This window comes from Streptomyces sp. XD-27 (assembly GCF_030553055.1).
In the GTDB taxonomy this organism is placed as follows: Bacteria; Actinomycetota; Actinomycetes; order Streptomycetales; family Streptomycetaceae; genus Streptomyces.
Genome location: NZ_CP130713.1, coordinates 578,636 through 604,060 on the forward strand (window position 1 = coordinate 578,636; position 25,425 = coordinate 604,060).

A 25,425-nucleotide genomic window follows, 5' to 3' on the forward strand; every position below is an offset into this window, starting at 1 on the left:
AGCTGGGCGAGTCTCATGTCGGCGGCGAGTGCGGCGAGAGCGACGAGAGAAGCAGTGGTGGGAGCGCCCTGCTGGGTGAGTCTGATGTCCCGGGACATGGAGACGATCCAGGAGTTCTACGGATCGGTCCTCGGCTGGACGTTCCGCTCCGGGGCGCCGGAGGAGGGCTTCTGCGTCGCGTTCGCCGACGGGGCGCCCGTGGCGGGGATCGGCGCGGTCGCGCACACGTACCAGATGGCGGTGTCCTGGACCCCGTACTTCGCCGTGGAGAACGCCGACGCGGCGGCCGCCCGGATCCGGGAGCGCAGCGCCACGGTCGCGGTCGGCCCGATCAACTTCGGCAAGGGCCGGGCGGCGCTCGCCGCGGACCCCGACGGCGCGGTGTTCGGGATCTGGCAGGGGCAGCTGCCGCACTGGTCGGTCGGGCGCGGCAGCGCGCCCGCCTGGCTGGAGCTGCGCACGCGCGACACCTTCGCCGCCGCCATCTTCTACGCGGGGGTGCTCAACTGGGCCTCGGAGGGCGAGGGCGGCTGCGACGTCGTCTACAAGGGCGACCAGGTGATCGTCCGGGCCGAGTCGGTGGAGGTCGCGGGGATCAGCGGCGGCGCCGTGGAGGCGGCGCCCGACCCGCATGTCCGCCCCCGCTGGCACGTGTACTTCAAGGTCGCCGACGTGGAGGAGGCGGTGCGCGCGGCGCGGGCCGCCGGGGGCACGGTGACGCAGTCGCCGCACGCCTCCCGGCTGGGCAAGGAGGCCACGCTGCGCGACCCGGACGGCGGGCTCTTCACGGTCCTGGCCACGTGACGCCAGGGCCCCGCCACGTGACGCCAGGGCCCCAGGGCCGGGCCGTGACCTCAGGGCCCACGGGCCGGACCCATGCCGGCTGCCAGGTCGCCGCCGTACCGGTCACGGCGGTGGCAGCAGCGGGCCGCAGTGGCCGAGGGCGATCGGCGATCGGCCGGCGTAAGAGACCGGCTGCTGCGCCTGTGGACGCGGCCCAGCCGGTGATCCGGCCGCCGCGTCGCGCGGAGCGGTACGGCTCAGCCGCCGTGCCGCTCCGTGAGGGCGTCCTCCAGCGAGCCCTGCGGCACCGTGCCGTCCGGGGTGAGCTTGTCCACCGCCTCCGGGAGCACCTCGGCCAGCTGGTCGGCGGCGGTCTCCGGGGAGATGCCCGCCTCCTCGGCGACGTACTCCAGCACCTGGTACGGCAGTCCCTGCGCGAGTTCCGGGCCGCTGATGGGGTCGTTGGCCCCCGTACTCACCCAGGAATCCGCCTGGTCACCGAGCCCGCCGTCCCGCAGCTGCTCCATCAGCCGGTCCAGCGCGTTCCCCCCGCTGCCGCTGCCGGCGCCGAGGGCACTGAGCAGCGACCCCATCAGATGCGCCGGGCCACCACGTCCGGCACCGAGCAGCCCGCCGAGCAGGGCTTCCAGGTCATTACCCGCCATCGCTGCGCCCTTCCTTACATGATGCAAAGCGGCATCGCCATGAATCTACCCAAACCAACAGGGAACGGCATGCCAGGGCGTCACCGGCCGGTGACCCGCCCCTCGGGCATCAGCTCCCGGATGTCGTGCGGCAGCGCGTGGTACAGCCGCTCGGACAGCTCGGGGCTCACCGCCGAGTCCAGCACCTCGAAGACGGCCGCGGCCTCCTCCAGCCCCCGCTCCTCCGATGTCCGCGCGCGCCACGCCACCCGCCCCGCGAACCCCGTCAGGTCGAACCGCTCACCGTGCTCGCGCCGATAGGCCCGCTCCTCCGGGGAGCCCTCGTGGGACAGCCCGGCCCGCCGCAGGGACACCGCCGCCTCGCCCGGGAGCTGCGCCGCCACATGGTCAGCCAGCCCGTCCGGGATCCGCTCGCCGAGGGTCTCCAGGACCGCCCGGAGGATCCGCTCCGCGGACTGCCGGTCGGGCAGCCCCGCCCGGTTCTGGACCAGACCTGTCAGTTCCTCGTAGCGCATGATCAGCACCCCTCGGTCGGCGTCCCGGACCCTCGCCGACCGGGTTCCCGCAGGCCCTCGCGCCAATCACGCCACGAAGGGCGGGCCTGCCTGCGGGTGACGTGCCGCCACCACCGTTTCGGAAGCTCCCCTTCCGGATACCGGAGTCATGTCCGCACCCGGTGTGCGGACGTTGCCCGCGCCGACGGTCGCCCGGCCGGGCGAGGAGGCAGGTGAGGCAGGTATGGAGACGTCCGACGCGGCGGACACGGCGGAGCACACGTCCCGGATCACGCTGTACGTGAACGGGGCCGCCCGTGACCTGGTGGTCGACCACCGCACCACCGTGCTGGACGTGCTGCGCGAGCGGCTGGATCTGACCGGCGCCAAGAAGGGCTGCGACCACGGGCAGTGCGGCGCCTGCACGGTGCTCGTGGACGAGCTGCGGATGAACAGCTGCCTGCTGCTGGCCGTGGCCCACGACGGCGCGCGGATCACCAGCGTCGAGGGCCTGTCGGACGGGTCGCGGCTGCATCCGCTCCAGGAGGCGTTCCTGGAGCGGGACGCCTTCCAGTGCGGCTACTGCACGCCCGGTCAGATCTGCTCCGCCGCCGGTGTGCTGGACGAGCTGGCGGCCGGCCTGCCCAGCCTGGTGACCGACCGCGGCCACCCCGCCGGCGCGCCCGTGCCGCCCGAGGAGGCGGAGATCCGGGAGCGCATGAGCGGCAACCTCTGCCGGTGCGGCGCGTACGTGAACATCGTCGGCGCGGTGCGCGACGCCGCCGGCGCCGGAGCTGCCACCGGACGACAGAGAGCGGCGGCCGCCGGAGGAGCCACCGGACGGCAGGGAGCGGCCGCCGGAGGAGCCACCGGACGGCAGGGAGCGGCCGCCGGAGGAGCCACCGGACGGCAGGGAGCGGCCGCCGGAGGAGCCACCGGACGGCAGGGAGCGGCCGCCGGAGGAGCCACCGGACCGGGCGGGGCGGCCGGCGGCGCGGGGAGTGATACCCCGTGAAGGCCTTCCGGTACGAGCGCGCGGCAGACCCCGAGGCGGCGGTGGCCGCCCTGCGCGCCTACCCCACGGCCCGCTATCTGGCCGGCGGCACCAACCTGGTGGACCTGATGAAGCTCGGCGTGGAACGCCCCGAGCTGCTGATCGACGTCACCGGGCTGCCGTACGGCGGCGTGCGGCCCACGCCCGGCGGCGGGCTGCTCATCGGAGCCACCGTCACCAACAGCGAGTTGGCCGCCGACCCCGCGGTGCGCCTCCGCTACCCGCTGCTCTCCCAGGCGCTGCTGTCCGGCGCCTCCGGCCAGTTGCGCAACGCGGCCACCGTCGGCGGCAACCTGCTCCAGCGCACCCGCTGCCTGTACTTCCAGGACACCGGCAAGCCGTGCAACAAGCGCGCCCCCGGCACCGGGTGCCCGGCGCGGGAAGGCGTGCACCGCGACCTGGCCGTGCTCGGCGCCTCCGAGCACTGCGTGGCCACGCACCCGTCCGACATGGCCGTCGCGCTGGCCGCGCTGGACGCCGACGTCCACATCCTGGGACCCGACGGGCCGCGCACCGTGCCCCTCGACGAGCTGCACCGGCTGCCCGGCGACCGTCCGGACCGCGACACCGAGCTGGCCCACGGCGACCTCATCACCCACGTCGAGCTGCCCGAGGTGCCGGAGGCCGCGTACTCCGCCTTCCGCAAGGTCCGGGACCGGGCCTCGTTCTCGTTCGCGCTGGTCTCGGCCGCCGCCGCGCTGGAGGTCGCGGACGGCACCGTCCGCCGGGTGCGGCTCGCGTTCGGCGGGGTGGCGCACAAGCCGTGGCGGGCGCGGACCGCGGAGCGGCGGCTGCTGGGCGGCCCGGCCACCGAGCAGGCGTACGCCGCGGCCGTGGACGCCGAGCTGGCCCCGGCGGAGCCGCTGCGCGACAACGCGTTCAAACTGCCGCTGCTGCGCCATGTGGCGGTACGGACCCTCGCCGGGCTCACCACGGCGCAGGGCGACACGGACCGTACCGGGCAGGGCGACACGGACCCTGCCACGCACGGCGGCGCGGACCCTACCGCGCAGGGCGACACGGACCGTACCCCTACCGAGGAGGGTCCATGAGCCACGGCGGGACCGGGGAGCCGGTGGTCCGGCTGGAGGGCCGCGCGAAGGTGACCGGCGCCGCCCGGTACGCGGCCGAGCACCCCGTCGACGGCTGCGTCCACGCCTGGCCGGTGCCCGCGGCGATCGCCAAGGGGCAGATCACCGCGATCGACACCGGACGGGCCCTGGCCGAACCCGGCGCGCTGGCCGTGCTCACCCACGACAACGCGCCCCGGCTGGGCGGGGCCGACGACCCGACGCTGCTGGTGCTCCAGTCGCCGCGGGTGGCGCACCGCGGGCAGTTCGTCGCGCTCGCCGTCGCGGACACCGTGGAGGCGGCGCGGGCCACGGCCGAGGCGGTGCACGTGGAGTACGCGCAGGAGCCGCACGACGTCCGGTTCCACGCCGCCCATCCGGGCCTGTACGCGCCGGAGCACGCCAACGGCGGCTTCCCCGCCGACCGGGAGCGCGGCGACTTCGACGCCGCCTACGCGGCCGCGCCGGTGCGGATCGACACCGTCTACCGCATCCCCGCCCTGCACAACCACCCGATCGAGCCGCATGCCGCGACCGCGGTGTGGGCGGGCGGGCGGCTGCGCGTGTACGACTCGAGCCAGGGCGCCACTCTGGTCCGCGACACCCTGGCCGGGCTGTTCGGCCTGGAACCGGAGCGGATCACGGTCGTGTCCGAGCACGTCGGCGGCGGGTTCGGCGGCAAGGGGACGCCGCGGCCGCACGTGGTGCTGGCGGTGATGGCGGCCATGGCCACCGGCCGTCCGGTCAAACTGGCGCTGCCCCGGCCACAGATGGCGGCAGTGGTGGGCATCGGGCGGGCACCGAGCAGCGGATGCGGATCGGCGCGGACGCCGACGGCCGGATCTCCGCGCTCGCGCACGAGGTGTTCACGTACAGCTCGACCGTACGGGAGTTCACCGAGCAGGCCGCGCTCCCCTCCAGGACGATGTACGTCAGCCCCAACAGCCGCACCACGCACCGGCTGACCAGGCTGGACGTGCCGACGCCGTCCTGGCTGCGGGCGCCCGGGGAGTGCCCGGGAATGTTCGCGCTGGAGTCGGCGATGGACGAGCTGGCCGTCGCCTGCGGGATCGACCCGGTGGAGCTGCGGCTGCGCAACGACTCCCCGGTCGAGCCCGATTCGGGGCGGCGGTTCAGCAGCCGCGGGCTGGCCGACTGCCTGCGGGAGGGGGCGCGCCGCTTCGGCTGGGAGCACCGCGATCCGCGCCCCGGCAGCCGCGCCGCGGGCCGGGTGCTGATCGGCACCGGTGTGGCGGCCTCCGGCTATCCGGCGGAGGTCGGCCCCTCGCACGCCGAGGCCCGCACCGCCGCCGGGGGCGGCTTCGAGGTCCGGGTCAACGCCACCGACATCGGCACCGGGGCGCGCACGGTGCTGGCGCAGATCGCCGCCGACGCCCTCGACGTCCCGGTGGACCTGGTGCGGATCGAGATCGGGTGCAGCGATCTGCCGCGGGCGCCGCTGGCGGGCGGCTCGGCCGGGACCGCGTCCTGGGGCTGGGCCGTGCACAAGGCGTGCCGCTCGCTGGCGCGCGCCGTGGCCGAACAGCGCGGCCCGCTGCCGGAGTCGGGGCTGTCGGTGCGGGTCGACACCGAGGACGAGGTGGCGGCCCTCTCGGAGGACGTCGCACGGCGGGCCTTCGGCGCGCAGTTCGCCGAGGTGGCGGTGGACATGGACACCGGGGAGACCCGGGTGCGGCGGCTGCTCGGGGTCTTCGCGATCGGCCGGGTCCTCAACCCGCGTACGGCCCGCTCCCAACTGGTCGGCGGCATGACGATGGGCCTGTCGATGGCCCTGATGGAGCACAGCACCATGGACCCGGCCTTCGGCGACCACGCCGAACGCGACCTGGCGTCGTACCACGTGGCCGTGAACGCGGACGCGCCCGACGTCCAGGCGTACTGGGTCGAGGAGCGGGACTCCCTGCTCAATCCGATGGGTTCCAAGGGCATCGGCGAGATCGGCATCGTCGGCACGGCGGCCGCCGTCACCAACGCGGTCCGGCACGCGACCGGCGTACGCGTACGGGACCTGCCCGTCCGCCCGGAGTCGCTGCTGCCGGGCCTCGGTGAGTGGCAGACGGCCGGCGGCTAGGGCGGCATCGCCACCGAGCCGGACGACGGCCTCGGCAGGGAACCGCGGTCACCTCCCGGCCGCGTCGAGCAGGATCCGCGCCAGCTCGCCCGGTTGGGAGAACATCGGCCAGTGGCCGGTGTCCATCTCGACCAGCCGCCAGCGCTCGCTGGTCAGCAGCTCGGCCACGTCGTCGCTCGGCTCGGCGCCGTCGAGCAGACACTTGATGTACGTGGCCGGAAGCTCGCCCAGTGACCGCGCCAGCACGGCCGGCTCGGCCAGAGAGGCGCCCGGGTGCGGCGTCGCGCCACCCACGAGCCGTGCGATCTGCTCGTCGGTGAGGCCCTGGCCGTCGCAGTCGGCCGCGGTCAGCGGCGCCCAGAAGCCGCCGTTCCCGATGATCGAAGCCTCCAGCTTCGCCGGGCCCTCCCACCAGCCGGAGACGAATGACTCGCCGTCGGCCGGGACATTGGAGTCGACGAAGACCACGCGGGCCAGCCGGTCGCCGATCCGCTCGGCGGCCTGACCGACCGGAATGCCCGAGTAGCTGTGCCCGACCAGGACGACGTCGCGCAGGTCATGGCGTTCGACCTGGTCGACGATGTCCTGGACATGGGTCTGCTGCCCGGCCGGCACCCCCTGCCTGTCCGCGAGGCCGGACAGCGTCAACGGGTGGGCGCCGTGACCGGCCTCGCGCAGCCGCGGCACCACCTCGTCCCACGCCCACGATCCGAGCCACGCGCCTGCAACCAGTACGAATTCCGTCATGGCGGCAACCTAGCGGGGCGGTCTGACAACCACTCCGGAACCCGCGCGGGACGCACGTGTCCACCATGCGGGGATCGTTTCACCTCCGTGCGGCGCGTCGGCCGCCCGGGGTGCGGGGCTGCTGCTGTGTGATCGGGTATGGCCTCTCCCCCGTCCACCTCCGCGGCCGGTTCGGCGCCACCGGGGCTTCCGGAGCTGGCGCCGATGCTGGCGACCCTGGGCGCGCTGCCGACGGGCGCGGCCGACTGGGCGTACGAGGTCAAGTGGGATGGCGTCCGGACGCTGGCCTATCTGCCGGGCGACGGGACCGCGCGGCTGGTCAGCCGCACCGGTCGGCGGATCACCGCCGAGTATCCCGAGCTCGGCGCCGTCGCCGTGCCCGGGCTCACCGCGGTCCTGGACGGCGAGATCGTCGCCCTGGACGAGCGCGGCCGCCCCGACTTCGGGCGGCTGCAGCAGCGGATGGGCCTCACGCGTCCGGCGCGGGTGCGGGCCGTGGCGCGGACCGTACCGGTCACGCTGATGCTCTTCGACGTGCTGCATCTGGCCGGGCGGTCCACGGTGGGGCTGCCGTACGCCGAGCGGCGGCGGCTGCTGGAGGGGCTGGTGTTCCCTGCCCCGTACGTCGCCGTCCCCCCGTACTGGCCGCCGGGCCGCGGTGAGACCGCCCTGGCCTGGACCCGGGAGCAGGGTCTGGAGGGCGTGGTCGCCAAGCGCGTGTCCTCGCGCTACGAACCCGGTCGGCGGTCCCGTAACTGGATCAAGACCAAGCATGTCCGCACGGTCGACATCCTCGTCGGCGGCTGGGTGCCCAGGGACCCGCGGCCGCCGCGGTCCGCTCGCTGCTGGTCGGGGTGGGCGGGGAGGGCGGACTGCGCTACGCGGGGTCGGTGGGCACGGGCTTCTCCGAGCAGGAGAGCCGCCGCCTCGCCGGACTGCTGTGCCCGCTTCAGACGCCCGCGCCGCCGTTTCAGGACACGAGCGCCGTCGACCTGACCCAGCCGGTCCGCTGGGTGCGGCCCGTGCTCGGCGGCGAGGTGGAGTTCCTCGAATGGACCCGCGGGGGGCGGCTGCGCGCGCCGGTGTGGCGGGGCCTGCGCGGGCCCCTCGGCAGCTGAGGACGCGGCCCCCCGGCACCTGAGGACACAACAGGACCCCGGTGCGCAAAGCGGTACGCAGGGGTTGCCAGAATGGGCCGCAGGGAGTAACGGAACGACGGCAGGAGCCGCGCATGCAGAGCCGTACCGCGTTGGTCGAGGATCTGATGGGGCGTTTCCCCCATGTGCCACGTGAAGCCGTGATCAAGGAGGACCTGCTGCGCGGCGGCATCGCCTTCGACGAGTCGGCGCTCAGCGACAGCGCGGACGAGGCGTCCGGCGAGGTCAAGCCGAAGTCGTACTTCATCTTCTCCTTCGACCACCGCACCCTGCCCGAGCTGGGCGCCGCGGCGCTGCGCCGCCCGCCGGAGGAGATCGTGCTCACCGGCGGGCCCTACGAGCTGCGCCGCACGGTGGTCTCGGTGCGCGTCAACCCCGCCTCCCCGTACCGGGTGATGGCGGGCGACGACGGCGCGCTGGGGCTCTATCTCGACGGGACGCGGATCGCCGACGTGGGGCTGCCGCCGATGCCCGAGTACTACCGGCACAAGCTGTCAGGCGGAAAGTCGGTGATGGAGGTCGCGCCGACCATCCAGTGGGGCTACCTCATCTATCTGACGGTGTTCCGCGTCTGCCAGTACTTCGGCGCCAAGGAGGAGTGCCAGTACTGCGACATCAACCACAACTGGCGCCAGCACAAGGCGGCCGGGCGCCCCTACACCGGGGTCAAGCCGGTGGAGGAGGTGCTGGAGGCACTGGAGATCATCGACAAGTACGACACCGCCCGCGCCTCCACGGCGTACACCCTGACCGGCGGCTCCATCACCTCCAAGGTCGCGGGCCGGGACGAGGCCGACTTCTACGGGCACTACGCGCAGGCCATCGAGGAGCGCTTCCCCGGCCGGTGGATCGGCAAGGTCGTGGCGCAGGCCCTGCCCAAGGCCGACGTCCAGCGGTTCCACGACTACGGGGTGCGGATCTACCACCCCAACTACGAGGTGTGGGACCGGCGGCTGTTCGAGCTGTACTGCCCGGGCAAGGAGCGCTATGTGGGCCGCGACGAGTGGCACCGGCGGATCCTGGACTCCGCCGAGGTCTTCGGCCCGCGCAACGTGATCCCGAACTTCGTCGCGGGCGTGGAGATGGCGGAGCCGTTCGGCTTCACGTCCGTCGACGAGGCGATCGACTCCACGGCCGAGGGGCTGCGGTACTTCATGTCGCGGGGCATCACCCCGCGGTTCACCACCTGGTGCCCGGAGCCCACCACCCCGCTGGGGAAGGCCAATCCGCAGGGCGCGCCGCTGGAGTACCACATCCGGCTGCTGGAGGTGTACCGCGCGACGCTGGAGGAGTTCGGGTTGACCTCGCCGCCCGGATACGGGCCGCCCGGTCCGGGGCGCGCGGTGTTCTCCGTCAGCTCCTTCATGGACAGCCTGCCGCTGGAGGACGACCCGGTGGCCCTCTCGCGCTAGGCGTTCGTCAGCGCGTGCCGGGCCGGTGGTGGGACGCGGCGGGGCTGGGCGGCTCGCCGCGCCGCACCGAGCCCGGGGCGCGGGGCGCCGGGCGGTCGGCGCGGATGGAGGAGCTGAGCTGCCACGGCACGCTGGTCACCATCACGCCGGGCGTGAACAGCAGTCGGCTCTTGAGCCACAGCGCGGACTGGTTGTGCAGCAGGTTCTCCCACCAGCGGCCGACCACGTACTCGGGGATGTAGACGCTGATCACGTCGCGCGGGCTGGTGCGCCGGATGGAGCGCACGTACTCCACCACGGGCCGGGTGATCTCGCGGTACGGGGAGTCGAGGACCTTCAGCGGCACGTCGACGTCCAGTTGCGCCCAGCGCTGCTCCAGCTCGGCGGCCTCTTCGCGTTCGACGGCGACGGTGAGGGCTTCGAGGCGGTCCGGGCGCAGCGCGCGGGCGTAGGCCAGGGCGCGCAGGGTGGGCTTGTGCACGGTGGAGACCAGGACGATGGCCAGCACCCGGGAGGGCGGGGCGAGTTCGTCGCGCGGGTCGGTGACGGCGAGTTCGGCGGCCGTGGCGTCGTAGTGGCGGCGGATGCCGCGCATCATCAGCCACAGCAGGACGGCGGCGAGCACCGCCAGCCAGGCGCCCTGGACGAACTTGGTGGCCAGCACGATCACCAGGACCAGGCCGGTGATGACGGCGCCGGTGGCGTTGACGACGCGCGCCACGTGGTAGCGGCGGCGGGCGGCGGGGTCCGGCGTGGCGCGCAGTGCGCGGTTCCAGTGCCGGACCATGCCGGACTGGGAGAGCGTGAAGGAGGTGAAGACGCCCAGGATGTAGAGGTGGATGAGGTCGGTGACGTTGGCCTTGTAGGCCCACAGCAGGGCGCCGGCGACGATGGCCAGCGCCAGGATGCCGTTGGAGAAGGCGAGCCGGTCTCCCCGGTTGTGCAGCTGGCGCGGCAGGTAGCGGTGCTCGGCGAGGATCGAGCCCAGCAGCGGGAAGCCGTTGTAGGCGGTGTTCGCGGCCAGGATCAGCACCAGGGCGGTGGCCGCCTGGATGTAGTAGAAGCCGACGCTGCTGTCGCCGCCGAGGACGGCGGCGGCCAGCTGGGCGATGACGGTGCGCTGGGTGTGGTCCCCGCAGTCGGCGAGACCGACGAGGTGGCAGGGGTCCTCGACGATGTGCACCTTGGCGACCACGGCGAGCGTGGTGACGCCGCTGAACATCGCGATGGCGATCAGGCCCATCGCCGCCATCGTGGACGCCGCGTTCTTCGACTTGGGCTTACGGAAGGCCGGTACGCCGTTGGAGATGGCCTCGACTCCGGTCAGCGCCGTGCAGCCGCTGGAGAAGGCGCGCAGGACCAGCATCATCAGGGCCAGTCCGGCCAGGTCCGCGTCGCCGGGCTCGGGTTCGATGTCGTACGCCGCGCTCTCGGCGACCGGCGCGTCGCCCACGAGGTACCGGAACAGCCCCGTACCGACCATGATCAGCACGCCGGCGATGAACAGGTAGGTCGGGGCGGCGAACGCCCGGCCCGACTCCCTGATGCCGCGCAGGTTCGCCGCGGTGAGCAGGGCCACGAAGCCCAGCGCGATGCCCACCCGGTGGGAGTCCAGGTCGGGCACCGCCGAGATGATGTTGTCCACTCCCGAGGCGACCGAGACCGCCACCGTCATCACGTAGTCGACCAGCAGGGATGCGGCGACGACGAGCCCGGCGGCGGGCCCCAGGTTGGTGGAGGCCACCTCGTAGGAGCCGCCGCCGCTGGGGTAGGCGTGCACCACCTGGCGGTAGGAGAGCACCACGACGGTCATCAGGAAGACGACGGCGGCGGCGATCCACGGGGTGAAGTGCAGATACGCCAGCCCGCCGAGGGTCAGGACGAGCAGGATCTCCTGGGTGGCGTACGCCACGGAGGACAGCGGGTCCGACGCGAAAATCGGCAGGGCGAGGCGCTTGGGCAGCAGCGTCTCGTGCAGCTCCTCGCTGCGCTTGGCGCGGCCGATCACCAGACGCTTGAGCAGCTCGGTCACGTGGATCACGGTGCGAGCGTCTCAGGGCGGGCGCCGTTCCCCCGCTGTTCACCGGCCGCGCCCGGGCTGTACGTACGAATGGCAGACGGAGGTACCGGCATTCGGGCGTACCCGGCGGCGGGCCGAGACCTTTTCCTGCCGTCGCCCCAGGGTCAGCGGGCGGTCGCCGTCACCCGTACCGTGGCGCCCGGACGGGCCGCCGGGAGCAGCACCTCCGCCTCGCCCGGCCGCGTGGCCACGACCACCGTGCCTCCGCCGGTCACCGAGACCCGCGCCCCGTCGGGGAAGGCGGTGGCGGGCAGGCTGAGGAGGGTCCAGGCGCGCCGCGTGGTGCGGTCGGCGGTCAGGGTGAGGGTGTACGTCCGGGTGGCCGGGTCGTAGGACTCGGGGCCCGGGGCGCCGGCCACCGCCCGCGCGTGGGGCGCGAAGGCGGGCTCCTTGCCGGGGGCGGGGCTGCCGTCCCGCTCGCGGACGCAGTAGCCGCCGCCGTCCTCGGCACGGCAGTCGTACCACATGGCCCAGCCGGAGGCGAAGCCGTCCATGGAGGCCACCTGGCGTCGTATCAGCTCGGCGTTTCCGGGGCTGGTGGCCTTGGGCGGGCCCCATTCGCCGACGAGCACCGGAAGCCGGTGGGCGGCGGGGTAGGCGCCGATGGCGGCTTCGTAGTTCTCGATGAAGCGGCTCGACGGGTCCCAGTCGGCGCCCGATTCGACGGCGGTGTCGTAGTAGTGCGGGGCGTAGCCGAGGCGGTCCGGGCCGCGCCGCGGGTCGTCGAAGCCGGGCAGGCTGGTGGGCACGCCCTGGCCGACCAGGACGGTGGGTTCGAGGAAGAGCCACGCGTCGGGGTCGGCGGCGCGGACGGCGCCGATCAGCCTGCGGTACATGGCCGCGAGCCGGCCGCGTTCGAGCGCGGCGGCGGCGTCGGCCTGGTCGTCGGGGTCGGTGGGGTCCCCCGGAACGGGTCCGAAGGGCTCGTTGAACAGGTCGTAGCCCAGCAGGGAGCGGTGTCCGCGCAGGGTGGCGGCGACCTCGGCGTAGGCGGCGGTCTGGGCGGCGCGCAGGTCGGCGTCGTCGTACAGGTGGGTGAAGGCGGCCTGTACGGCGGGCTGGAAGTAGTCCGCGAACCAGTCGTCGGGGTTCGGTTCGAAGGGCAGGCCGTCGGTGCGGGTGGCCCATGCGGGGATCCCGTTGTGCCCGAACGCCGGGCCGTAGACGTCCTGGTGCCAGTCGACCAGGACCAGGACCCGGTGGCGGTCGGCCCAGTCCAGGACCCGGTCGAGAGAGCGCAGATAGCGGGTGTCGTAGCGGCCGCGGCGCGGTTCGACCTTCTCCCACTGGATGTTGAGCCGCAGGAGGTCGAAGCCGTCGCGGGCCAGCTGGGCGATGTGCTCTTCGGTCACGGTGTCGGTCTTGCCGAGGTTCAGCCCGCGCAGCCGGAGTGCGCGGCCGTACCGGTCGGCGAGGCGCGTGACGCCGTCGGGGGTGGTGACGGTGCCGGACGGTGGCGTCCAGTCGCGGGACGGCGCAGCTCGTTCCGTGGGTGCCAGCGCCTGTGCCGGTTCCGCCGCGGGGACGGCGTGGAGGAGGGCCACTGCGAGGGCGAGTGTCGTGGCGACGCGGAGCGGACGCATGACGCCTCCCGGGTCGGATCGGTGCCGGCAGCAGCCGATCCTGACCTGGTCGGGTTGTGTCGGCAAGGGTCAGGCACCAACTTTCCTGACGCCTTGTCATCTTTCCGGGACGGCCGGAGGCGGTTACGCGCCGAACCAGCCCGCGACGTCGAGGCGGAAGAAGCCGCCGGGCGCCAGCGTGCGCAGGTCCGCCTCCAGCGCGCGGACGCGCTCCACCCCCAGCGCCGCGACCCATTCGGCCCGCAGCTCCTCGAAGATCGCGGCGGACCGGCGCAGGGAATCGATCCCGCGCGGGGTGAGCCGGACGATCTTGCGCCGCGCGTCCCGCAGGTCGATCGCCCGCTCGGCGTAGCCGAGGCCCACCAGGCGGTCGACCGTCTTGCCCGCGGCCTGCTTGGAGACGCCGAGCCGCCGCCCCAGCTCGCTCGCGGTGGCACCGTCGGGCCCGATGGCCTGCATCGCGAAGCCGAAGGCCGGGCGGACATCCGGGTGGCCCTGGCGTGCCAGCTCGGCGTGCAGCCGGTCGATGATCGAGCGGAATCCCGCGAACAGCAGCAGCGGGAGCTCGAATCCGGCGCTATCGCGGGGTTCTCGCGGTGCTTCTGACGTTGATTCAGGGGTGCGTTCAGCCATTGCGCGACTCGACAACCTGGTTTACGATTTGGTCAACCACGTTGTCCATCTTAGTGCCTGTGCCGTCCCCGCCGCATCCCACGGCGTGTCACGGCGCGCGGAAGGATGCCCCAATGCCGTCGCACGCGTTCACCGACCACACGCCGGACTCGGCGCCCGCCGCCTCCCGCAAGACGATGGAGGCCGTGGCCCAGCGGCTGGGCTATCTGCCGGCGGCCGTCGGCCGTATGGCCGCCTCGCCGCATCTGCTGGACGGATTCCTCAAGCTCAGCGGGCTGTTCGAGGCGACGAGCCTCAGCCCCGTGGAGCGTGAAGTCGTCATCCTCACCGTCGCCACCCGCAACGCCTGCCATGTCTGCGTGGCGATGCACACCGCGAAACTCCAGGCGCTCGGCGCCCACCCCGACCTGGTCGCGGCCCTGCGTGCGCGACAGCCGCTGGACGACACGCACCTGGAGGCGATACGGGTCTTCGCCCTCGATGTGCTGGCGACCGCGGGGGCGGTGCCCGACGCCGCCGTGGAGGCGTTCCTGGCCCAGGGCTACACCGCTCAGAACGCCCTGGAGGTGGTCCTGGGCATCGGCGCCTACACGATGTCGACGCTGGCGAACCGGCTGATCGGGGCACCACTGGACGAGCAGTTGCGGCCCTTCGCCTGGGAGGAGGAGACGGCGGCGGCATGACGCCCGGCCCGGATCCGTCCGAGGCTCGGCGCTCTCCCCGGGCGCCGTCGCCCGAGCGCGGGCGTCATGCGTTCCGTACGAGCCGGTCGGCGGAGCGGGCGGCGCGGAACAGCAGCCCGGCGGTGAGGGCGAGGGGGACAGCCGCGACGCGTACGGCCGTGCCCGGGGCGGGCCCGTGCGACAGCGCGTCGTCGAGGACAAAGGCCAGCGACCCCACCGCCGCCAACGGCCCGGCCATGTACCAGAAGGCGTACAGCAGCGGACCGGGGTCGCCGACGGGGGTGCTGACGCCGGTGAACAGCAGGTCCGTGCGCGCCGGCCCGCGGCATGCCCCGGACACCGCGGCGGCCGCGAGCGGCGGCGCGCACAGCGGCATCAGCAGCAGCGGCCACAGGGAGCCGGCCGCAGCGTACGGCACTGCGACCAGGGCCGCCAGCAGGGCACCGACCGTCGCGGGTACGACGGCGTGCTGGAGCATCAGGTGGCGCAGCCGCACCGGCGACCAGGCCGAGCGGCGTACGTCGTCGGTCTCCAGACGAGCGGTCTCGGCGAGCGCGGCCACCCCCGCGTAGCCGAGGAGCAGCGCCACCGCCAGCAGGAAGACCCGCGCCCTGCCACCGAGCGCGGCCGCCGCACCGGCCGTGGCGGACGCGCAGATCAGCCAGGCGAGCGCCTTGCCCAGCAGGCCCGGGGCGCGCAGCAGGGCCAGCGCGTCCCGCCACACGATCGCCGCCCGGCGGCCGCGCGGCGGCCGCAGCCGGACACCTCGGACCGCCGTGCCGCCGCCCGCGGCCCGCACGACCGCCAGCTTGGCGACCCGCGGGTCCATGGTCCACAGGCCCGCCGTGACCGCGGAGACGGTCGAAGCCCGGCGGCGCAGCTCGGCGTTGGACAGCCGGGCGCCGTCGCGGTGTGCCTGCGCGAGGGCGGCGGCGGTGGCGGCGAGCAGCAGCGCCAGGGCGGCCGGCCACGCGGGGGCGGTGCCGCCGCAGGCGTGCACCACGGGCTGGGCCGCCCAGCCCCACGGCCCGGACCACAGCTCACACCACTCCAGTACGGAACTCCGGTGGCCCCGGGCCGCCAGCACCGTCTGCGCCGTGAGCAGCATGAGCAGGGCGACGGCGCCGGGTGTGTACCGCCGTACGCACCCCGCCCAACCGGGCCGGCGCTCCACGGCCATGGCGAGCGCGACCGTCAGCGGCGGCAGGCATACGGCGGCGGGAAGGAGGGCGAGCAGCGCCATGCCGAACGTGGCAACGCCGGTGACGTACAGGAACGTGGCGGCGGCGGCCGTCAGGAGCAGGGCGGGGAGCACGGCGAGCCCGGCGGAGAGCCACAGCCACGGCCGCAGCACGGCCGCCCGGCGGACCGGTTGGGCCAGCAGCCAGCCGACGGTCGGGCCGGGACGACGACCGGGCCGCGCCACAGCGCGTCACGGGCGGCGAGCAGTGCGGCGGCGGCCGTGACCAGAGTGAAGACGGCGGGCAGGGCTTGCCGGACGGCCTCGCCCGCCCCGCTGTAGTCGGCGCCGAGGTGCGCCTGCCGCACGAAGTGGAAGGCGTAGCCGCTGCCGTAGCCGACGACGATGAGGAGGACACCGTAGACGGCGACGGCGAGATCGCGGCTCTTCTGCCGGCGATGCTCCCGACGCTTGACCCGCAGCCAGCGCAGAGCCTCCCACGTGCGGTCGTCGTCGGCCTCGGACCAGACGTCGTCGTCGGCCTCGGGCGCGGCGGTGTCGCCGAGCTCGGGCGCGGACATGTCGTCGACCTCGGGCGCGGCGGCGTCATCGCCGTACGGGGCGACCGCATCGTCCGCCCGGTGCCCGGCCGCATCGTCCGCGCCCAGCCCGGCCGCAACGTCCGCGCCGAGCCTGGCCGCAACGTCCGCGCCGGGCCCGGCCGTGTCGTTCTCCGTGTCCCGCGCGGGCACCTGCTCAGCGGTTCTCGTCCGGTCGGTCATGCGCGCAGCCCCAGGCGGGTCAGTACCTGCTGGGGGGTGCCCTCGGCGATCACCCGGCCGTCTTCCAGGGCCACCATGCGGTCGGCGACCGCTTCGGCGAGTTCCGCCTGGTGGGTGGCGAGGAGCACCGCGACGCCGTCGGCCTTCTCGGCCACGAGCAGTTCGGCCAGGCGGTCGCGGGCTCCGGGGTCCAGGCGCTGCTCCGGTTCGTCGAGGATGAGCAGGTCCCGTGGCCGGACGAGCGCGGCGGCCAGCAGCAGGGACTGCATCTGTCCGGACGACAGGGATCCGGGCACAGCGGCGGCGTGGTCGGACAGCCGGCGGTCGGCCAGCACATGGTCGATCCAGGCGTCCGCGTCGGCCACCGCGTGGGCGACGGCGACCAGTTCGAGATGTTCGCGGACGGTGAGGTCCGGATAGCAGGCGACCATGTCGCCGACGACGGCGACGCGGGCCCGGACCTCGGGGTCGTCCTCGTGGACCGGGCGGCCCGCGAACAGGGCCTGGCCGGTGGTGGGCGCGTCGCGGCCCGCGGCGATGCGCAACAGGGTGGACTTCCCGGAGCCGTTGTGGCCGAACAGCGCTGTGCACGTGCCACCGGCCACGTCGAGGTCCAGCGGGTGCAGCGCCTGCCGTTCGCCGTACGTACGGCTCACCCCGCTCAGGCGCAGCAGCGCTCCCCCCGTGTCCCCGCCCATGTCCGCTCGGCTCCCCGTGATCGTTTCCGGTCCCGCCCCGACCCTAACCGTACGCCGTCGCGGTCACAGAGTGTCGTCGCGCTCGCCCTCCGCCTGGGACGGCGTGGTGCGCGGGACGTCCGGGTGCTTCTCGGTTCCTGGCAGCCTCCTGCCGGGTGTCTCGTTCTCGTCGTCCCGTTCTCCCTCGGCCTGAGAGGGGGTGTGCTCCCACGGCGAGGGGGTGTCCTTCTGCATGGCTGCTCCTTCCGGACCCGCCCGGCGCCCGCCGCCCGGGTCGTCGGGCCCTCCGAGTACCCCGTGCGGCCCGGCCCACCCCCGCCCCAGGGGTCCGGTGCCGGGCCGGGCAAGGGCCGGCCGGGCCGACCAGGGCCGGGCACGCCATAGGCTGGCAGCACGATGAGACGCAGAACCACCGCCCCGCCCGCCCCCTGCCGCAGCGCGACGGCATCGACCCGGTCCGGCTGCGGCTGCCCGCCGAAGGGGACTGGGCGACGATTCGGGACCACCTGGTCGACCGGCTGCCCGCGCTGGGGCCCGATCGGGTCGACGCCCTGCTGGACGAGGGCGGGATCGTCGGGGCGGACGGGCCCGTCGCGCCCGGCGCCCCCTTCACGCCCGGCGCCTTCCTGTGGTTCTACCGGCCGCTGCGCGAGGAGGTGCCGGTCCCCTTCGAGCTGGAGGTGCTCCACCGCGACGAGAACCTGCTGGTGGTGGACAAACCGCACTTCCTGTCCACCACGCCCCGTGGCCGCCACGTGACCGAGACCGCCCTGGTGCGGCTCCGCCGGGACCTGGGCCTGCGCGAGCTGAGCCCCGCCCACCGGCTGGACCGGCTCACCGCGGGCGTCGTGATGTTCGTGATCCGGCCGGAGCACCGCAGCACGTACCAGTCGCTGTTCCAGGACCGTGCGGTGCGCAAGGAGTACGAGGCCGTCGCTCGTCACGACCCCGGGCTGACGCTGCCGCGGACGGTGCGCAGCCGGATCGTCAAGGAGCGCGGAGTGATGGCCGCGCGGGAGGTGGCGGGCCCGCCCAACAGCGAGAGCCGCGTCGAGCTGGTCGAGCACCGGGGCGGGCTCGGCCGCTATCGGCTGCGCCCGGTGACCGGGCGCACCCATCAGCTGCGGGTGCACATGAACGCGCTCGGGGTACCGATCCTCGGCGATCCGGTCTACCCGGTGGTCGGCGATCCCGCCCCCGACGACTTCAGCGAACCGCTGCAGCTGCTCGCCCGGGAGCTGGCGTTCACCGACCCGGTCACCGGCCGCGAGCACCGGTTCACCAGTCGGCGCACCCTGCGGTCCTGGCCCGCCCCGGAATTGCCTAGTTGACCCGTCCGTACCACACCTGGCGGGTCCAGATCCTTTCCAGCCGGACGGACTTCCCCGGCTTGGGCGAGTGCCAGATCTGGTTCTTTCCGGCGTAGATCCCGACGTGGTAGACGCTGCCGCCGGAATGGAAGAACACCAGATCACCGGCTTTACGAGAACCCGAGGATACGTGCCGGGACTTGTTGTACTGGGCGGCCGCCGTACGCGGCAGCGTCTTGCCCGCCTTCTTGTAGGAATAGAGCGTCAGCCCGGAACAGTCGAACCGGTTGGGGCCCGCTGCCCCGTACGAGTAGGGTGCGCCCTTCTTCGATGCGGCGATCTTGAGCGCCTTGGATCCCAAGGTCGCCGCCTGTGCGTCGGAGCTCATACCCGGGACCAGCAGGGACGCGGTGACGGTCGCCACGGTGAGCGCCGAGACCTGACCCGTCCTGGATATGAGCGCGGGTATACGGGGAAGCACGGTCTTGCGAGAAATCGCGGACATGCCGAAGCCCTTCGTCATCCGCCTGCGAAAGATGACCTGTCGGGTTCGGGCCGGCGAAGTTGCCCGGCCACATAAGTGGCTTCACCCCAAGGACCACCGTGTTCGTGGTCCGCCGTGCTTGGGTCTCCCGCTCCTGCCGCTGTGCGTATCTGTCCGGCCATCCGGTGCGGCGGCAGGACTCGGCGTCCGCCCGGATGGTCCCGCCTCGGTGACGGGATCTTGTACCGGGAGGAGATCCTGCACCATCAACCATCGGACTTCAGAGCCGAGATGGCTTTCTGTGAACTTCTTCACGTCGGCCGTATTTCGGAATTCCAATGCCACGGGAGACTCCGCACTCCTTCACCGAGGGGCCTGAACGTGCCTTCGTGCAACGGGAGTTGTTCTCTCACGAACGAGTGGAATCCGCCTGGTGGAGTGATCGATTCCGGCCCTCGCGCAGGAAGCGGCGCAGCCGCTGGAGCGGCCAGGTGTTGATGACGTCGTCGGGGGTGAGCCAGCCCCGCTGCGCGGTGCCCACGCCGTAGCGCATGTACGCCAGATGGGGGGTGGCGTGGGCGTCGGAGTTCACCGCGAACTTCACCCCGTACCGCTTGGCGCGCAGGATCTCCTCGTCGCCCAGGTCGAGCCGTTCCGGATGGGCGTTGACCTCCAGCGCCGTGCCGGTTCTGGCGCACGCCTCGAACACCGCGTCGAAGTCGGCGTCGATGGCGGGCCGCTTGCCGATCCGCCGGGTGGTCGGATGGCCGATGACCGCGACGTACGGGTTCTCGCAGGCCCGTATGAGCCGCCGGGTCTGCGCCTCCCGGCTCTGGCTGAAGTGCGAGTGCACCGAGGCCACGCACACGTCGAAGCCTTCGAGGAAGTCGCCGGGCCAGTCCACGTCCCCGTCGGGGCCGATGTTGAGCTCGGTGCCGTGCAGCACCCGCATCCGGCGGTGCTCGCGGTCCAGTTCCCGCACCCGCTCGCGCTGGGCGAGCATCTTCTCGTCGGTCATCCGCTGCATGACGAGGTCCGGGGCGTGGTCGGTGACGGCGTAGTACGCGTAGCCGCGGGCCGCCGCGGCCGCGACCATCTCCTCCAGCGGGGCGAGGCCGTCGGTGAGGTCGGTGTGCGTGTGCAGGTCGCCGCGGATGTCCTCCTCGGTGACCAGCTCGGGGAGTTCGCCGCGCAGCCCGGCGGCCACCTCGCCGCGGTCCTCGCGCAGGGTCGGCGGGATCCAGGGCAGGCCGAGCCGGTCGTAGATCTCCTCCTCGGTCTGCGAGGTGATCTTCCTTCCGCTCTTGGCGTGGAACAGGCCGTACTCGGACAGCTTGAGCTTGTGGCGCACCGCCATCTCGCGGACCCGGATGTTGTGCGCCTTACTGCCCGTGAAGTACTGCAGGCCCGCGCCCCATGAGTCGGGGGGCAGCACCCGCAGGTCCACCTGGAGCCCTTTGGTGGTGCGGATGGAGGTCTTCTTCTCGCCGTGCGCGATGACCTCGGCGGTGTACGGCAGACCGCTGAACGCGTCCATGAACGCCGCCGACCGGTCGGCGGCGACGAGGACGTCGATGTCCCCGATGGTCTCCTTCATACGGCGCAGCGATCCGGCGTACGTGCAGCCTTCGCACCCGGTGACCCGCGACAGCTCGGAGACGACCTGCTCGGCGACGTCCATGGCGGCGTTGAGGAGGATGCGGCCGCCCGCCTTCTGCATGAGGGCGATGCCGTGCAGGATGTTCTCCTCGGTCTTCTTCCCGAAGCCCTTGACGTCGCGCAGCCGCTCCTCGTGGAGGGCGTCGAGCAGCTCGTCCACGGAGGAGATGCGCAGCTCCTCGTAGAGCGCCATGGCCTTCTTGGGGCCCAGCATGGGGATGGTCATCAGCTCGCGGACCCCGGCCGGGATCGCGACCCTGACTTCCTCGATCGTGGACACGTGGCCGGTGCGCAGGTACTCCACGACCTTGTCGGCGATCGACTTCCCCACGTTCGGGATCTCGCGCAGGCCCTTGGCGTCGAGTGTGGAGACGTCGGCGTGGTAGCCGCCGATCGCGCGGGCGGCCTTCTCGTAGGCGCGCGCCTTGAAGGCGTCGCCGCCGGTGATCGCGATGAGGTCGGCGTACTCCTGGAGCAGGGCCGCGACCTCGTCATTGGGCCGCACCATGGCTCCACGGGTGCCCCGCTGGGGCCCGGACGACACCTGGCCCGGGGCTCGGACGACCCTGGCTCGGAGTCCGGACGACACCCGACCCGGGCCTGGACGACACCTGGCCCGGAGCCCGGACGGGACCTGGCCCGGGCGTACGCCGTACGGACGCCCGGGCTGTTCGGTCACCGTCGGTGCGCTGCCGGCGACGGCGGGGCCGCCGCCGACAGGTGGTCGACCAGGGCCGCGGCGACCGGCGCCACGGCCTCCGGCGCGATCATGTGGCCCATGTCCGGGACCGTCAGGAGGCGGGCGCCGGGGATCGCCTCGGCGATGAGGCGGCCGTGGCCCGGCTTGACCGGTTCGCAGGTGCCCTCGACCACGAGAGTGGGTGCCTGCACCCGCCCCAGGGCGCCGACGGGTTCGACCTCGGGGTCGGCCATTCCGGCGAGGCGGTGGTTGACCGCCGCGCGGGGGTCGCGGGCGCGGTCGAAGAGCCGCTCTTCGAGGCGGCGCTGGGCGTCCTCGTCGAACGGCAGGGCGGTGCCGTTCAGCACCCTGGCCATCTCGATCTGGAAGTCGATCGCCGCGGCGCGGTCGGCGGGCGGCGGGGCGGCCATCGCCGTCCGGAAGAACTCGGTGAACTCCGGCCTCGGCTCCGGCAGGCTGCCCGCCTCCTGCGGCTCGCCCGTCAGGGCCCGGATCAGCACCTGCGCCTCGCGGCCGCCGAGCGGCGAGGACCCGATCACGGTGAGCGTGGGCACCCGCTCGGGGTGCTCGGCGGCGATCCACTGGGCGATCAGTCCGCCCGCGGAGTGGCCGACGAGGTGGGCGCGGTCGATGCCGAGGGCGTCGAGCAGCCCCAGGGCGTCGTCCTTGAGCGCGGCCCAGGTGTACGGGTAGGTCTCGAAGTCGCGGGCCGTCGAGCGGCCGACGTCCCGGTGGTCGTAGCGGATGACCCGGTACCCGGCGGCCGCCAGCCGCCCCACGAACTCGTCGGGCCACAGCAGGCCCTGGGTCATCGAGCCCATGATGAGCAGGACCGGGGGGTGGGCGGGGTCGCCGAACTCCTCGGTCCACAGCTCGATGTCGCCTACCTGGATCAGCCGCGCGTCAGCAGTCATATGTGGATGTGTTCCTTTGTCGTGTCGCCTGCGCCGAGACGGTGTCGCCCCAACGGGAGGAACTCTGCCGGGACGCGGCACCGGTGCCATCCGTAGGACTACTGGTACGGACTACGGGGCCTACGGGGGCGGGCCGGTGGCCCTACGGGGCGGTGCGCTGTACGAGGCGGGCCAGCTCGGTGCGCGAGGTGATCCCGAGCTTCGGATACAGCTTGTACAGGTGGTATTCGACGGTGCGGGGGCTGAGGAAGAGCCGGGCGGCGACCTCCTTGTTGGACGCGCCCTCGGCGACCAGCCGGGCGATGCGCAGCTCCTGCGCGGTGAGGGCGGCCAGGGCGTCCGGCGCGGGCCGGTCGGCGGTCTCGCCCGCGGCCCGCAGCTCTCCCAGGGCCCGGCGTTCCCACGGCTCGGCGCCCATCCGCCGGAACGCCTCCGCGGCCTGCCGCAGGTGCGGGCGGGCCTCGGCGGCCCGCCGGTCGCGGCGCAGCCGCTCGCCGAGGAGGAGCGCGGTACGGGCGCGGTCGTACCCGGCGCCGCTGTCGGCGGCGAGCAGCCCGAGCGCGTCGCGGAGCAGGGCCACGGCCGCGTCGTCGTCCCCGGCGGCGAGCGCCCGGCAGCGGGCGAGGAGCGCGCGGGAGCGCGGCGACGCGGCATGCGCCGACCAGCGGGCGAGGAAGTCGACGGCGGCGCGGGCGGCGGCCCGGTCGCCCGCGGCGACGGCGGCCTCCGCCCGGTCCGCCACCGAGCCCCATACGACGACGGGGTGCCCGGCGCCGGGGCCCGCGGCGGTCAGCGCGGTGAACCGCTCGTGGGCCTGCCGGAACCGGCCCAGGGCCAGGTCCAGTACGCCGAGCGCGTAGGAGGCGATGCCGGCCCGCAGCCCGAGCCGGTGCGGGATCGCGATGGCCAGCGCCTGGTGGGCGTGCTCGTGGCAGTCGTCCTCGCGGCCGCTGACGGCGGCGCAGACCGCGAGGTTGGCCAGGTGCGCGGCGGCGGAGTTGGCGGCTCCCGACGCGCGGGCCAGGGCGAGGCCTTCGGTGGACAGCGCGGCGCTGAGCGCGAACCGGCTGTTCATGCGCTCGGCGGTGGCCGCGTTCTCCAGGACGACGGGGAGGGTGCCGGTCATCCCGGACACCCGGGCCACGCCTCCGGCCCGCGCGGCGTAGTCCGCGGCGGCGTCGCCCTCACCCAGCAGACTGGCCGCTTTCGCCGCCCACAGCAGGGTGGCCGCGTCGTCCTCGTCGCCCCGGACGCCGGCGAGCGCCCGCCGCAGCAGCGGCACCCCGCGCGGGGCGTCCCCGCCCTGCAACGCTCCGGCTCCGACCAGCATGTCCCGCAGAAACGCGGTCGCGGGGTCCCACGGCCCGTCCAGCTCCTCGGCGCGGCGGCCGATCCGTACGGCGGCGTCGGTGTCGCCGACGTACGCGGCGGCTTCGGCGGCATCGGCGAGCAGCGAGACGGCCTGCCGGAGCGCTTGGCGGTGCGCTTCGGCCGGGGCGGCGGCGTGCCGGGCCGCGTCCGGGGCGGCGGCGGGCCGGGCCGCGCAGGGCTCGGCCTCCCGGCCGTACTCCGCCACGGGTTCCCCGGCCTCGGTGGCATGGGCGACCGCGTCGGCACGGTCGCCGAGCCCGGCACGGTCGCCGAGCCCGGCGCGGTCAGCGCGCTCGGCTCGGACCGCCGCCGTCCCGTCCGCGCCCGCCGAACCCGCACCCGAATCCGCACCCGCACCCGGATCAGCGCCCACACTCGCACCCGGATCAGCGCCCCGCGCCCGCGTCGCCGCCCCGTCCGCCGCCGCCAGGAAGATCCGCAGGGCCTCGGCGGCATCGCCCGCGGTCAGTTCGAAGCGGCCGCGCAGCTGCGCGAGTTCGGTGCGTACGGCGGGGTCCCGGGTCGCCTCCGCGGCGGCGGCCAGGGCGGTCTGGGCCTGGCCGGGGCGGCCGCCGAGCCAGGCGGTGACGGCCGCGTCCGTCAGGCGGCGGGCTCGGGTCCGGGGGTCCGGGGTCAGCCGGGCGGCGCGGGTCAGGGCGTCCGCCGCGTCCGCGTAGCCGCCCCGGGTGCGGGCGCGGTCCGCCGCCGCGGCCAGGTCCGCCGCGACGTCCTCGTCCGGGCCGAGGGCGGCCGCGGCCCGGTGCCGGGCGCGCCGGTCGGCGTCGCCCGTCTCGTCCAGCACCGCGGCCAGCGCCGCGTGGGCGGCACGGCGGTCCGCGGGGCCGGCCGCGGCGTGCACGGCGGAGCGGACGAGCGGATGCCGGAAGCCGACGGCGTCGGCCGCCACCTCCACCAGCCCGGCCGCCTCCGCCGCGTGTACGGCCTCGGGCGGTGCGCCGAGCCGGGCCGCCGCCGCGAGCACCACCCCCGGCTCGCCGCGCCCGTCGAGCGCGGCGACCAGCAGCGCCCGCCGGGTGTCGTCCGGCAGCCGGGCGATCTGCTCGCCGTAGACCGCGTGGACGCCGTCGCCCAGCGGCAGCGGGTCGGGCAGCGGCTCACGGCCCGTCAGCTGTCCGGCCGTCAGGAGTTCGGCGGTCTCCAGCATGGCGAGCGGGTTGCCGCCGGTGGCGGCCGTGAGCCGGTCGGCGACCTGCTGCGCCGGTTCCACCGCGGTCCACGCGGCCAGTGCCAGGGCCGCCTCCGCCGCGTCCAGTCCGGCGAGCCGCAGATCGGGCAGGCCGCGCAACGCGTGCCGGGCGTCCGCCGTGTCGCGCGTGGCGATCAGCAGCCCCACCGCGTCGGTGTCCAGGCGGCGCCCGGCGAACAGCAGCGCGTCGGCGGAGGCCCGGTCCACCCAGTGGAAGTCGTCGACCACGCACACCAGGCCGTGCGGTCGCGCGGCCTCGGCCAGAAGCGACAGCACACCGGCCGACACGAGGAACCGGTCCTGCGCGGCCGCCGGGGCCGTCAGGCCGAGGGCGGCGCGCACCGCGTCGCGCTGGGCGGCGGGCAGGGCGTCGGCGAGCTCGGCCACCGGACGCAGGAGCTGGTGCAGCGCCGCGAAAGCCAGTCCGCTCTCGGGTTCGGCCCCGGTGGCCCGCAGCACCCGGGCCGGGGCCGCCCCGGCCACGGCGTACCGCAGCAGCGCGGACTTGCCCACGCCGGGCTCGCCGCGCACCGCGAGCACCCGGCCGGCTCCGGACCGTACCCCGGTGAGGAAGTCCTCCAGCGTGGCGCGTTCGCGGTGCCGCCCGGCGAGTTCGTCCATCGGTGTGCGCCTGCTCCCCGTACGCCCCGCCGGTCTCCGGCCGGGC

Annotated in this window: 20 protein-coding genes, 3 pseudogenes and 1 riboswitch; of the genes and pseudogenes, 9 read left to right on the top strand and 14 right to left on the bottom strand. The window is 74.2% G+C overall.

Annotated features, from left to right (window positions below; genetic code table 11):
- Window positions 1-84 precede the first annotated feature (84 nt).
- Window positions 85-804, top strand: coding sequence for a VOC family protein (locus Q3Y56_RS02475; protein ID WP_304465449.1), 720 nt, complete (start codon window positions 85-87; stop codon window positions 802-804).
- A gap of 236 nt (window positions 805-1,040) precedes the next feature.
- On the opposite strand, the gene Q3Y56_RS02480 is transcribed toward Q3Y56_RS02475, so the two are convergent.
- Both Q3Y56_RS02480 and Q3Y56_RS02485 read right to left on the bottom strand, forming a co-directional pair.
- Window positions 1,041-1,448 (bottom strand): YidB family protein, encoded by a 408-nt coding sequence (locus Q3Y56_RS02480; RefSeq protein ID WP_304460331.1) that lies wholly within the window; start codon window positions 1,446-1,448, stop codon window positions 1,041-1,043.
- An 80-nt stretch (window positions 1,449-1,528) separates the two neighbouring features.
- Entirely contained in the window at window positions 1,529-1,963 is a 435-nt protein-coding gene (locus Q3Y56_RS02485; protein ID WP_304460332.1) for a DUF2267 domain-containing protein, read from the bottom strand.
- A 223-nt stretch (window positions 1,964-2,186) separates the two neighbouring features.
- Between Q3Y56_RS02485 and Q3Y56_RS02490 the strand changes: the two are divergent.
- From Q3Y56_RS02490 to Q3Y56_RS02500, 3 genes and pseudogenes are all read left to right on the top strand, one after another.
- Window positions 2,187-2,726, top strand: a pseudogene (locus tag Q3Y56_RS02490) ((2Fe-2S)-binding protein); the annotation flags it as partial.
- Between the two features lie 227 nt (window positions 2,727-2,953).
- The gene (locus tag Q3Y56_RS02495; RefSeq protein ID WP_304460333.1) at window positions 2,954-4,048 is read left to right on the top strand and encodes a xanthine dehydrogenase family protein subunit M; all 1,095 of its coding nucleotides are present in this window, start codon (window positions 2,954-2,956) and stop codon (window positions 4,046-4,048) included.
- Window positions 4,045-6,158 (top strand): annotated as a pseudogene (locus Q3Y56_RS02500) (xanthine dehydrogenase family protein molybdopterin-binding subunit). Before Q3Y56_RS02495 ends, Q3Y56_RS02500 begins: the two are co-directional and overlap by 4 nt.
- 48 nt (window positions 6,159-6,206) lie before the next feature.
- Here the strand turns inward: Q3Y56_RS02500 and Q3Y56_RS02505 are convergent.
- Window positions 6,207-6,905, bottom strand: a complete 699-nt coding sequence (locus Q3Y56_RS02505; protein ID WP_304460334.1) for an alpha/beta fold hydrolase — start codon at window positions 6,903-6,905, stop codon at window positions 6,207-6,209.
- A 204-nt stretch (window positions 6,906-7,109) separates the two neighbouring features.
- On the opposite strand from Q3Y56_RS02505, the pseudogene Q3Y56_RS33320 reads away from it, so the two are divergent.
- The 3 genes and pseudogenes from Q3Y56_RS33320 to Q3Y56_RS02515 all read left to right on the top strand — a co-directional run.
- A pseudogene (locus Q3Y56_RS33320) lies at window positions 7,110-7,616 on the top strand (ATP-dependent DNA ligase); the annotation flags it as partial.
- A gap of 143 nt (window positions 7,617-7,759) precedes the next feature.
- The gene (locus tag Q3Y56_RS33325) at window positions 7,760-8,023 is read left to right on the top strand and encodes a hypothetical protein (protein WP_369696700.1); all 264 of its coding nucleotides are present in this window, start codon (window positions 7,760-7,762) and stop codon (window positions 8,021-8,023) included.
- 113 nt (window positions 8,024-8,136) lie between these two features.
- A complete protein-coding gene (locus Q3Y56_RS02515) occupies window positions 8,137-9,474 on the top strand; it encodes a radical SAM protein (RefSeq protein ID WP_304460335.1) in 1,338 nt (445 codons plus the stop codon).
- A 7-nt stretch (window positions 9,475-9,481) separates the two neighbouring features.
- On the opposite strand, the gene Q3Y56_RS02520 is transcribed toward Q3Y56_RS02515, so the two are convergent.
- The 3 genes from Q3Y56_RS02520 to Q3Y56_RS02530 form a co-directional block, all read right to left on the bottom strand.
- A complete protein-coding gene (locus Q3Y56_RS02520) occupies window positions 9,482-11,515 on the bottom strand; it encodes an APC family permease (RefSeq protein ID WP_304460336.1) in 2,034 nt (677 codons plus the stop codon).
- Window positions 11,516-11,658: 143 nt separating this feature from the next.
- Window positions 11,659-13,137 carry a cellulase family glycosylhydrolase gene (locus Q3Y56_RS02525; protein WP_304460337.1) on the bottom strand — a complete coding sequence of 493 codons (1,479 nt, stop codon included), beginning with the start codon at window positions 13,135-13,137 and terminating at the stop codon, window positions 11,659-11,661.
- 123 nt (window positions 13,138-13,260) lie between these two features.
- Window positions 13,261-13,770: a MarR family winged helix-turn-helix transcriptional regulator gene (locus Q3Y56_RS02530; RefSeq protein ID WP_304460338.1), complete on the bottom strand. Its 510-nt coding sequence runs from the start codon at window positions 13,768-13,770 to the stop codon at window positions 13,261-13,263.
- Window positions 13,771-13,883: 113 nt separating this feature from the next.
- Here Q3Y56_RS02530 and Q3Y56_RS02535 point away from each other — a divergent pair, with 113 nt between their 5' ends.
- On the top strand, window positions 13,884-14,453 hold the full coding sequence (locus Q3Y56_RS02535; protein WP_304460339.1) for a carboxymuconolactone decarboxylase family protein: 570 nt from the start codon (window positions 13,884-13,886) through the stop codon (window positions 14,451-14,453).
- Between the two features lie 64 nt (window positions 14,454-14,517).
- On the opposite strand, the gene Q3Y56_RS02540 is transcribed toward Q3Y56_RS02535, so the two are convergent.
- The 4 genes from Q3Y56_RS02540 to Q3Y56_RS02555 all read right to left on the bottom strand — a co-directional run bounded on the left by Q3Y56_RS02540 (window position 14,518) and on the right by Q3Y56_RS02555 (window position 17,347).
- On the bottom strand, window positions 14,518-15,807 hold the full coding sequence (locus tag Q3Y56_RS02540) for a hypothetical protein (protein ID WP_304460340.1): 1,290 nt from the start codon (window positions 15,805-15,807) through the stop codon (window positions 14,518-14,520).
- Entirely contained in the window at window positions 15,747-16,415 is a 669-nt protein-coding gene (locus tag Q3Y56_RS02545) for a hypothetical protein (protein ID WP_304460341.1), read from the bottom strand. The genes Q3Y56_RS02540 and Q3Y56_RS02545 overlap by 61 nt, the downstream gene beginning before the upstream one ends.
- Window positions 16,412-17,113: an ABC transporter ATP-binding protein gene (locus Q3Y56_RS02550; RefSeq protein WP_304460342.1), complete on the bottom strand. Its 702-nt coding sequence runs from the start codon at window positions 17,111-17,113 to the stop codon at window positions 16,412-16,414. The genes Q3Y56_RS02545 and Q3Y56_RS02550 overlap by 4 nt, the downstream gene beginning before the upstream one ends.
- A gap of 63 nt (window positions 17,114-17,176) precedes the next feature.
- Window positions 17,177-17,347: a hypothetical protein gene (locus Q3Y56_RS02555; protein ID WP_304460343.1), complete on the bottom strand. Its 171-nt coding sequence runs from the start codon at window positions 17,345-17,347 to the stop codon at window positions 17,177-17,179.
- Between the two features lie 422 nt (window positions 17,348-17,769).
- Between Q3Y56_RS02555 and Q3Y56_RS02560 the strand changes: the two genes are divergently transcribed.
- On the top strand, window positions 17,770-18,444 hold the full coding sequence (locus Q3Y56_RS02560) for a pseudouridine synthase (protein WP_304460344.1): 675 nt from the start codon (window positions 17,770-17,772) through the stop codon (window positions 18,442-18,444).
- Here the strand turns inward: Q3Y56_RS02560 and Q3Y56_RS02565 are convergent.
- From Q3Y56_RS02565 to Q3Y56_RS02580, 4 genes are all read right to left on the bottom strand, one after another.
- Complete coding sequence (locus tag Q3Y56_RS02565) at window positions 18,437-18,928, bottom strand: C40 family peptidase (protein ID WP_304460345.1); 492 nt, start codon at window positions 18,926-18,928, stop codon at window positions 18,437-18,439. The genes Q3Y56_RS02560 and Q3Y56_RS02565 overlap by 8 nt on opposite strands.
- 4 nt (window positions 18,929-18,932) lie before the next feature.
- A riboswitch (cyclic di-AMP (ydaO/yuaA leader) is annotated at window positions 18,933-19,123 on the bottom strand.
- 193 nt (window positions 19,124-19,316) lie between these two features.
- Window positions 19,317-21,074, bottom strand: a complete 1,758-nt coding sequence (gene polX / locus Q3Y56_RS02570; protein WP_304460346.1) for a DNA polymerase/3'-5' exonuclease PolX — start codon at window positions 21,072-21,074, stop codon at window positions 19,317-19,319.
- A gap of 167 nt (window positions 21,075-21,241) precedes the next feature.
- Window positions 21,242-22,180, bottom strand: a complete 939-nt coding sequence (locus Q3Y56_RS02575) for an alpha/beta fold hydrolase (RefSeq protein WP_304460347.1) — start codon at window positions 22,178-22,180, stop codon at window positions 21,242-21,244.
- 142 nt (window positions 22,181-22,322) lie between these two features.
- Window positions 22,323-25,379 carry a LuxR family transcriptional regulator gene (locus Q3Y56_RS02580; RefSeq protein ID WP_304460348.1) on the bottom strand — a complete coding sequence of 1,019 codons (3,057 nt, stop codon included), beginning with the start codon at window positions 25,377-25,379 and terminating at the stop codon, window positions 22,323-22,325.
- Window positions 25,380-25,425 lie beyond the last annotated feature (46 nt).

Coding starts and splice junctions, on each gene's coding strand:
- Q3Y56_RS02475 (WP_304465449.1), top strand. CDS start 85: ATGTCCCGGGACATGGAGACGATCCAGGAGTTCTACGGATCGGTCCTC.
- Q3Y56_RS02580 (WP_304460348.1), bottom strand. CDS start 25,379: ATGGACGAACTCGCCGGGCGGCACCGCGAACGCGCCACGCTGGAGGAC.
- Q3Y56_RS02530 (WP_304460338.1), bottom strand. CDS start 13,770: ATGGCTGAACGCACCCCTGAATCAACGTCAGAAGCACCGCGAGAACCC.
- Q3Y56_RS02535 (WP_304460339.1), top strand. CDS start 13,884: ATGCCGTCGCACGCGTTCACCGACCACACGCCGGACTCGGCGCCCGCC.
- Q3Y56_RS02515 (WP_304460335.1), top strand. CDS start 8,137: ATGCAGAGCCGTACCGCGTTGGTCGAGGATCTGATGGGGCGTTTCCCC.
- Q3Y56_RS02505 (WP_304460334.1), bottom strand. CDS start 6,905: ATGACGGAATTCGTACTGGTTGCAGGCGCGTGGCTCGGATCGTGGGCG.
- Q3Y56_RS02525 (WP_304460337.1), bottom strand. CDS start 13,137: ATGCGTCCGCTCCGCGTCGCCACGACACTCGCCCTCGCAGTGGCCCTC.
- Q3Y56_RS02555 (WP_304460343.1), bottom strand. CDS start 17,347: ATGCAGAAGGACACCCCCTCGCCGTGGGAGCACACCCCCTCTCAGGCC.
- Q3Y56_RS02485 (WP_304460332.1), bottom strand. CDS start 1,963: ATGCGCTACGAGGAACTGACAGGTCTGGTCCAGAACCGGGCGGGGCTG.
- Q3Y56_RS02545 (WP_304460341.1), bottom strand. CDS start 16,415: ATGACCGACCGGACGAGAACCGCTGAGCAGGTGCCCGCGCGGGACACG.
- polX (WP_304460346.1), bottom strand. CDS start 21,074: ATGGTGCGGCCCAATGACGAGGTCGCGGCCCTGCTCCAGGAGTACGCC.
- Q3Y56_RS02575 (WP_304460347.1), bottom strand. CDS start 22,180: ATGACTGCTGACGCGCGGCTGATCCAGGTAGGCGACATCGAGCTGTGG.
- Q3Y56_RS02480 (WP_304460331.1), bottom strand. CDS start 1,448: ATGGCGGGTAATGACCTGGAAGCCCTGCTCGGCGGGCTGCTCGGTGCC.
- Q3Y56_RS02565 (WP_304460345.1), bottom strand. CDS start 18,928: ATGTCCGCGATTTCTCGCAAGACCGTGCTTCCCCGTATACCCGCGCTC.
- Q3Y56_RS02550 (WP_304460342.1), bottom strand. CDS start 17,113: ATGGGCGGGGACACGGGGGGAGCGCTGCTGCGCCTGAGCGGGGTGAGC.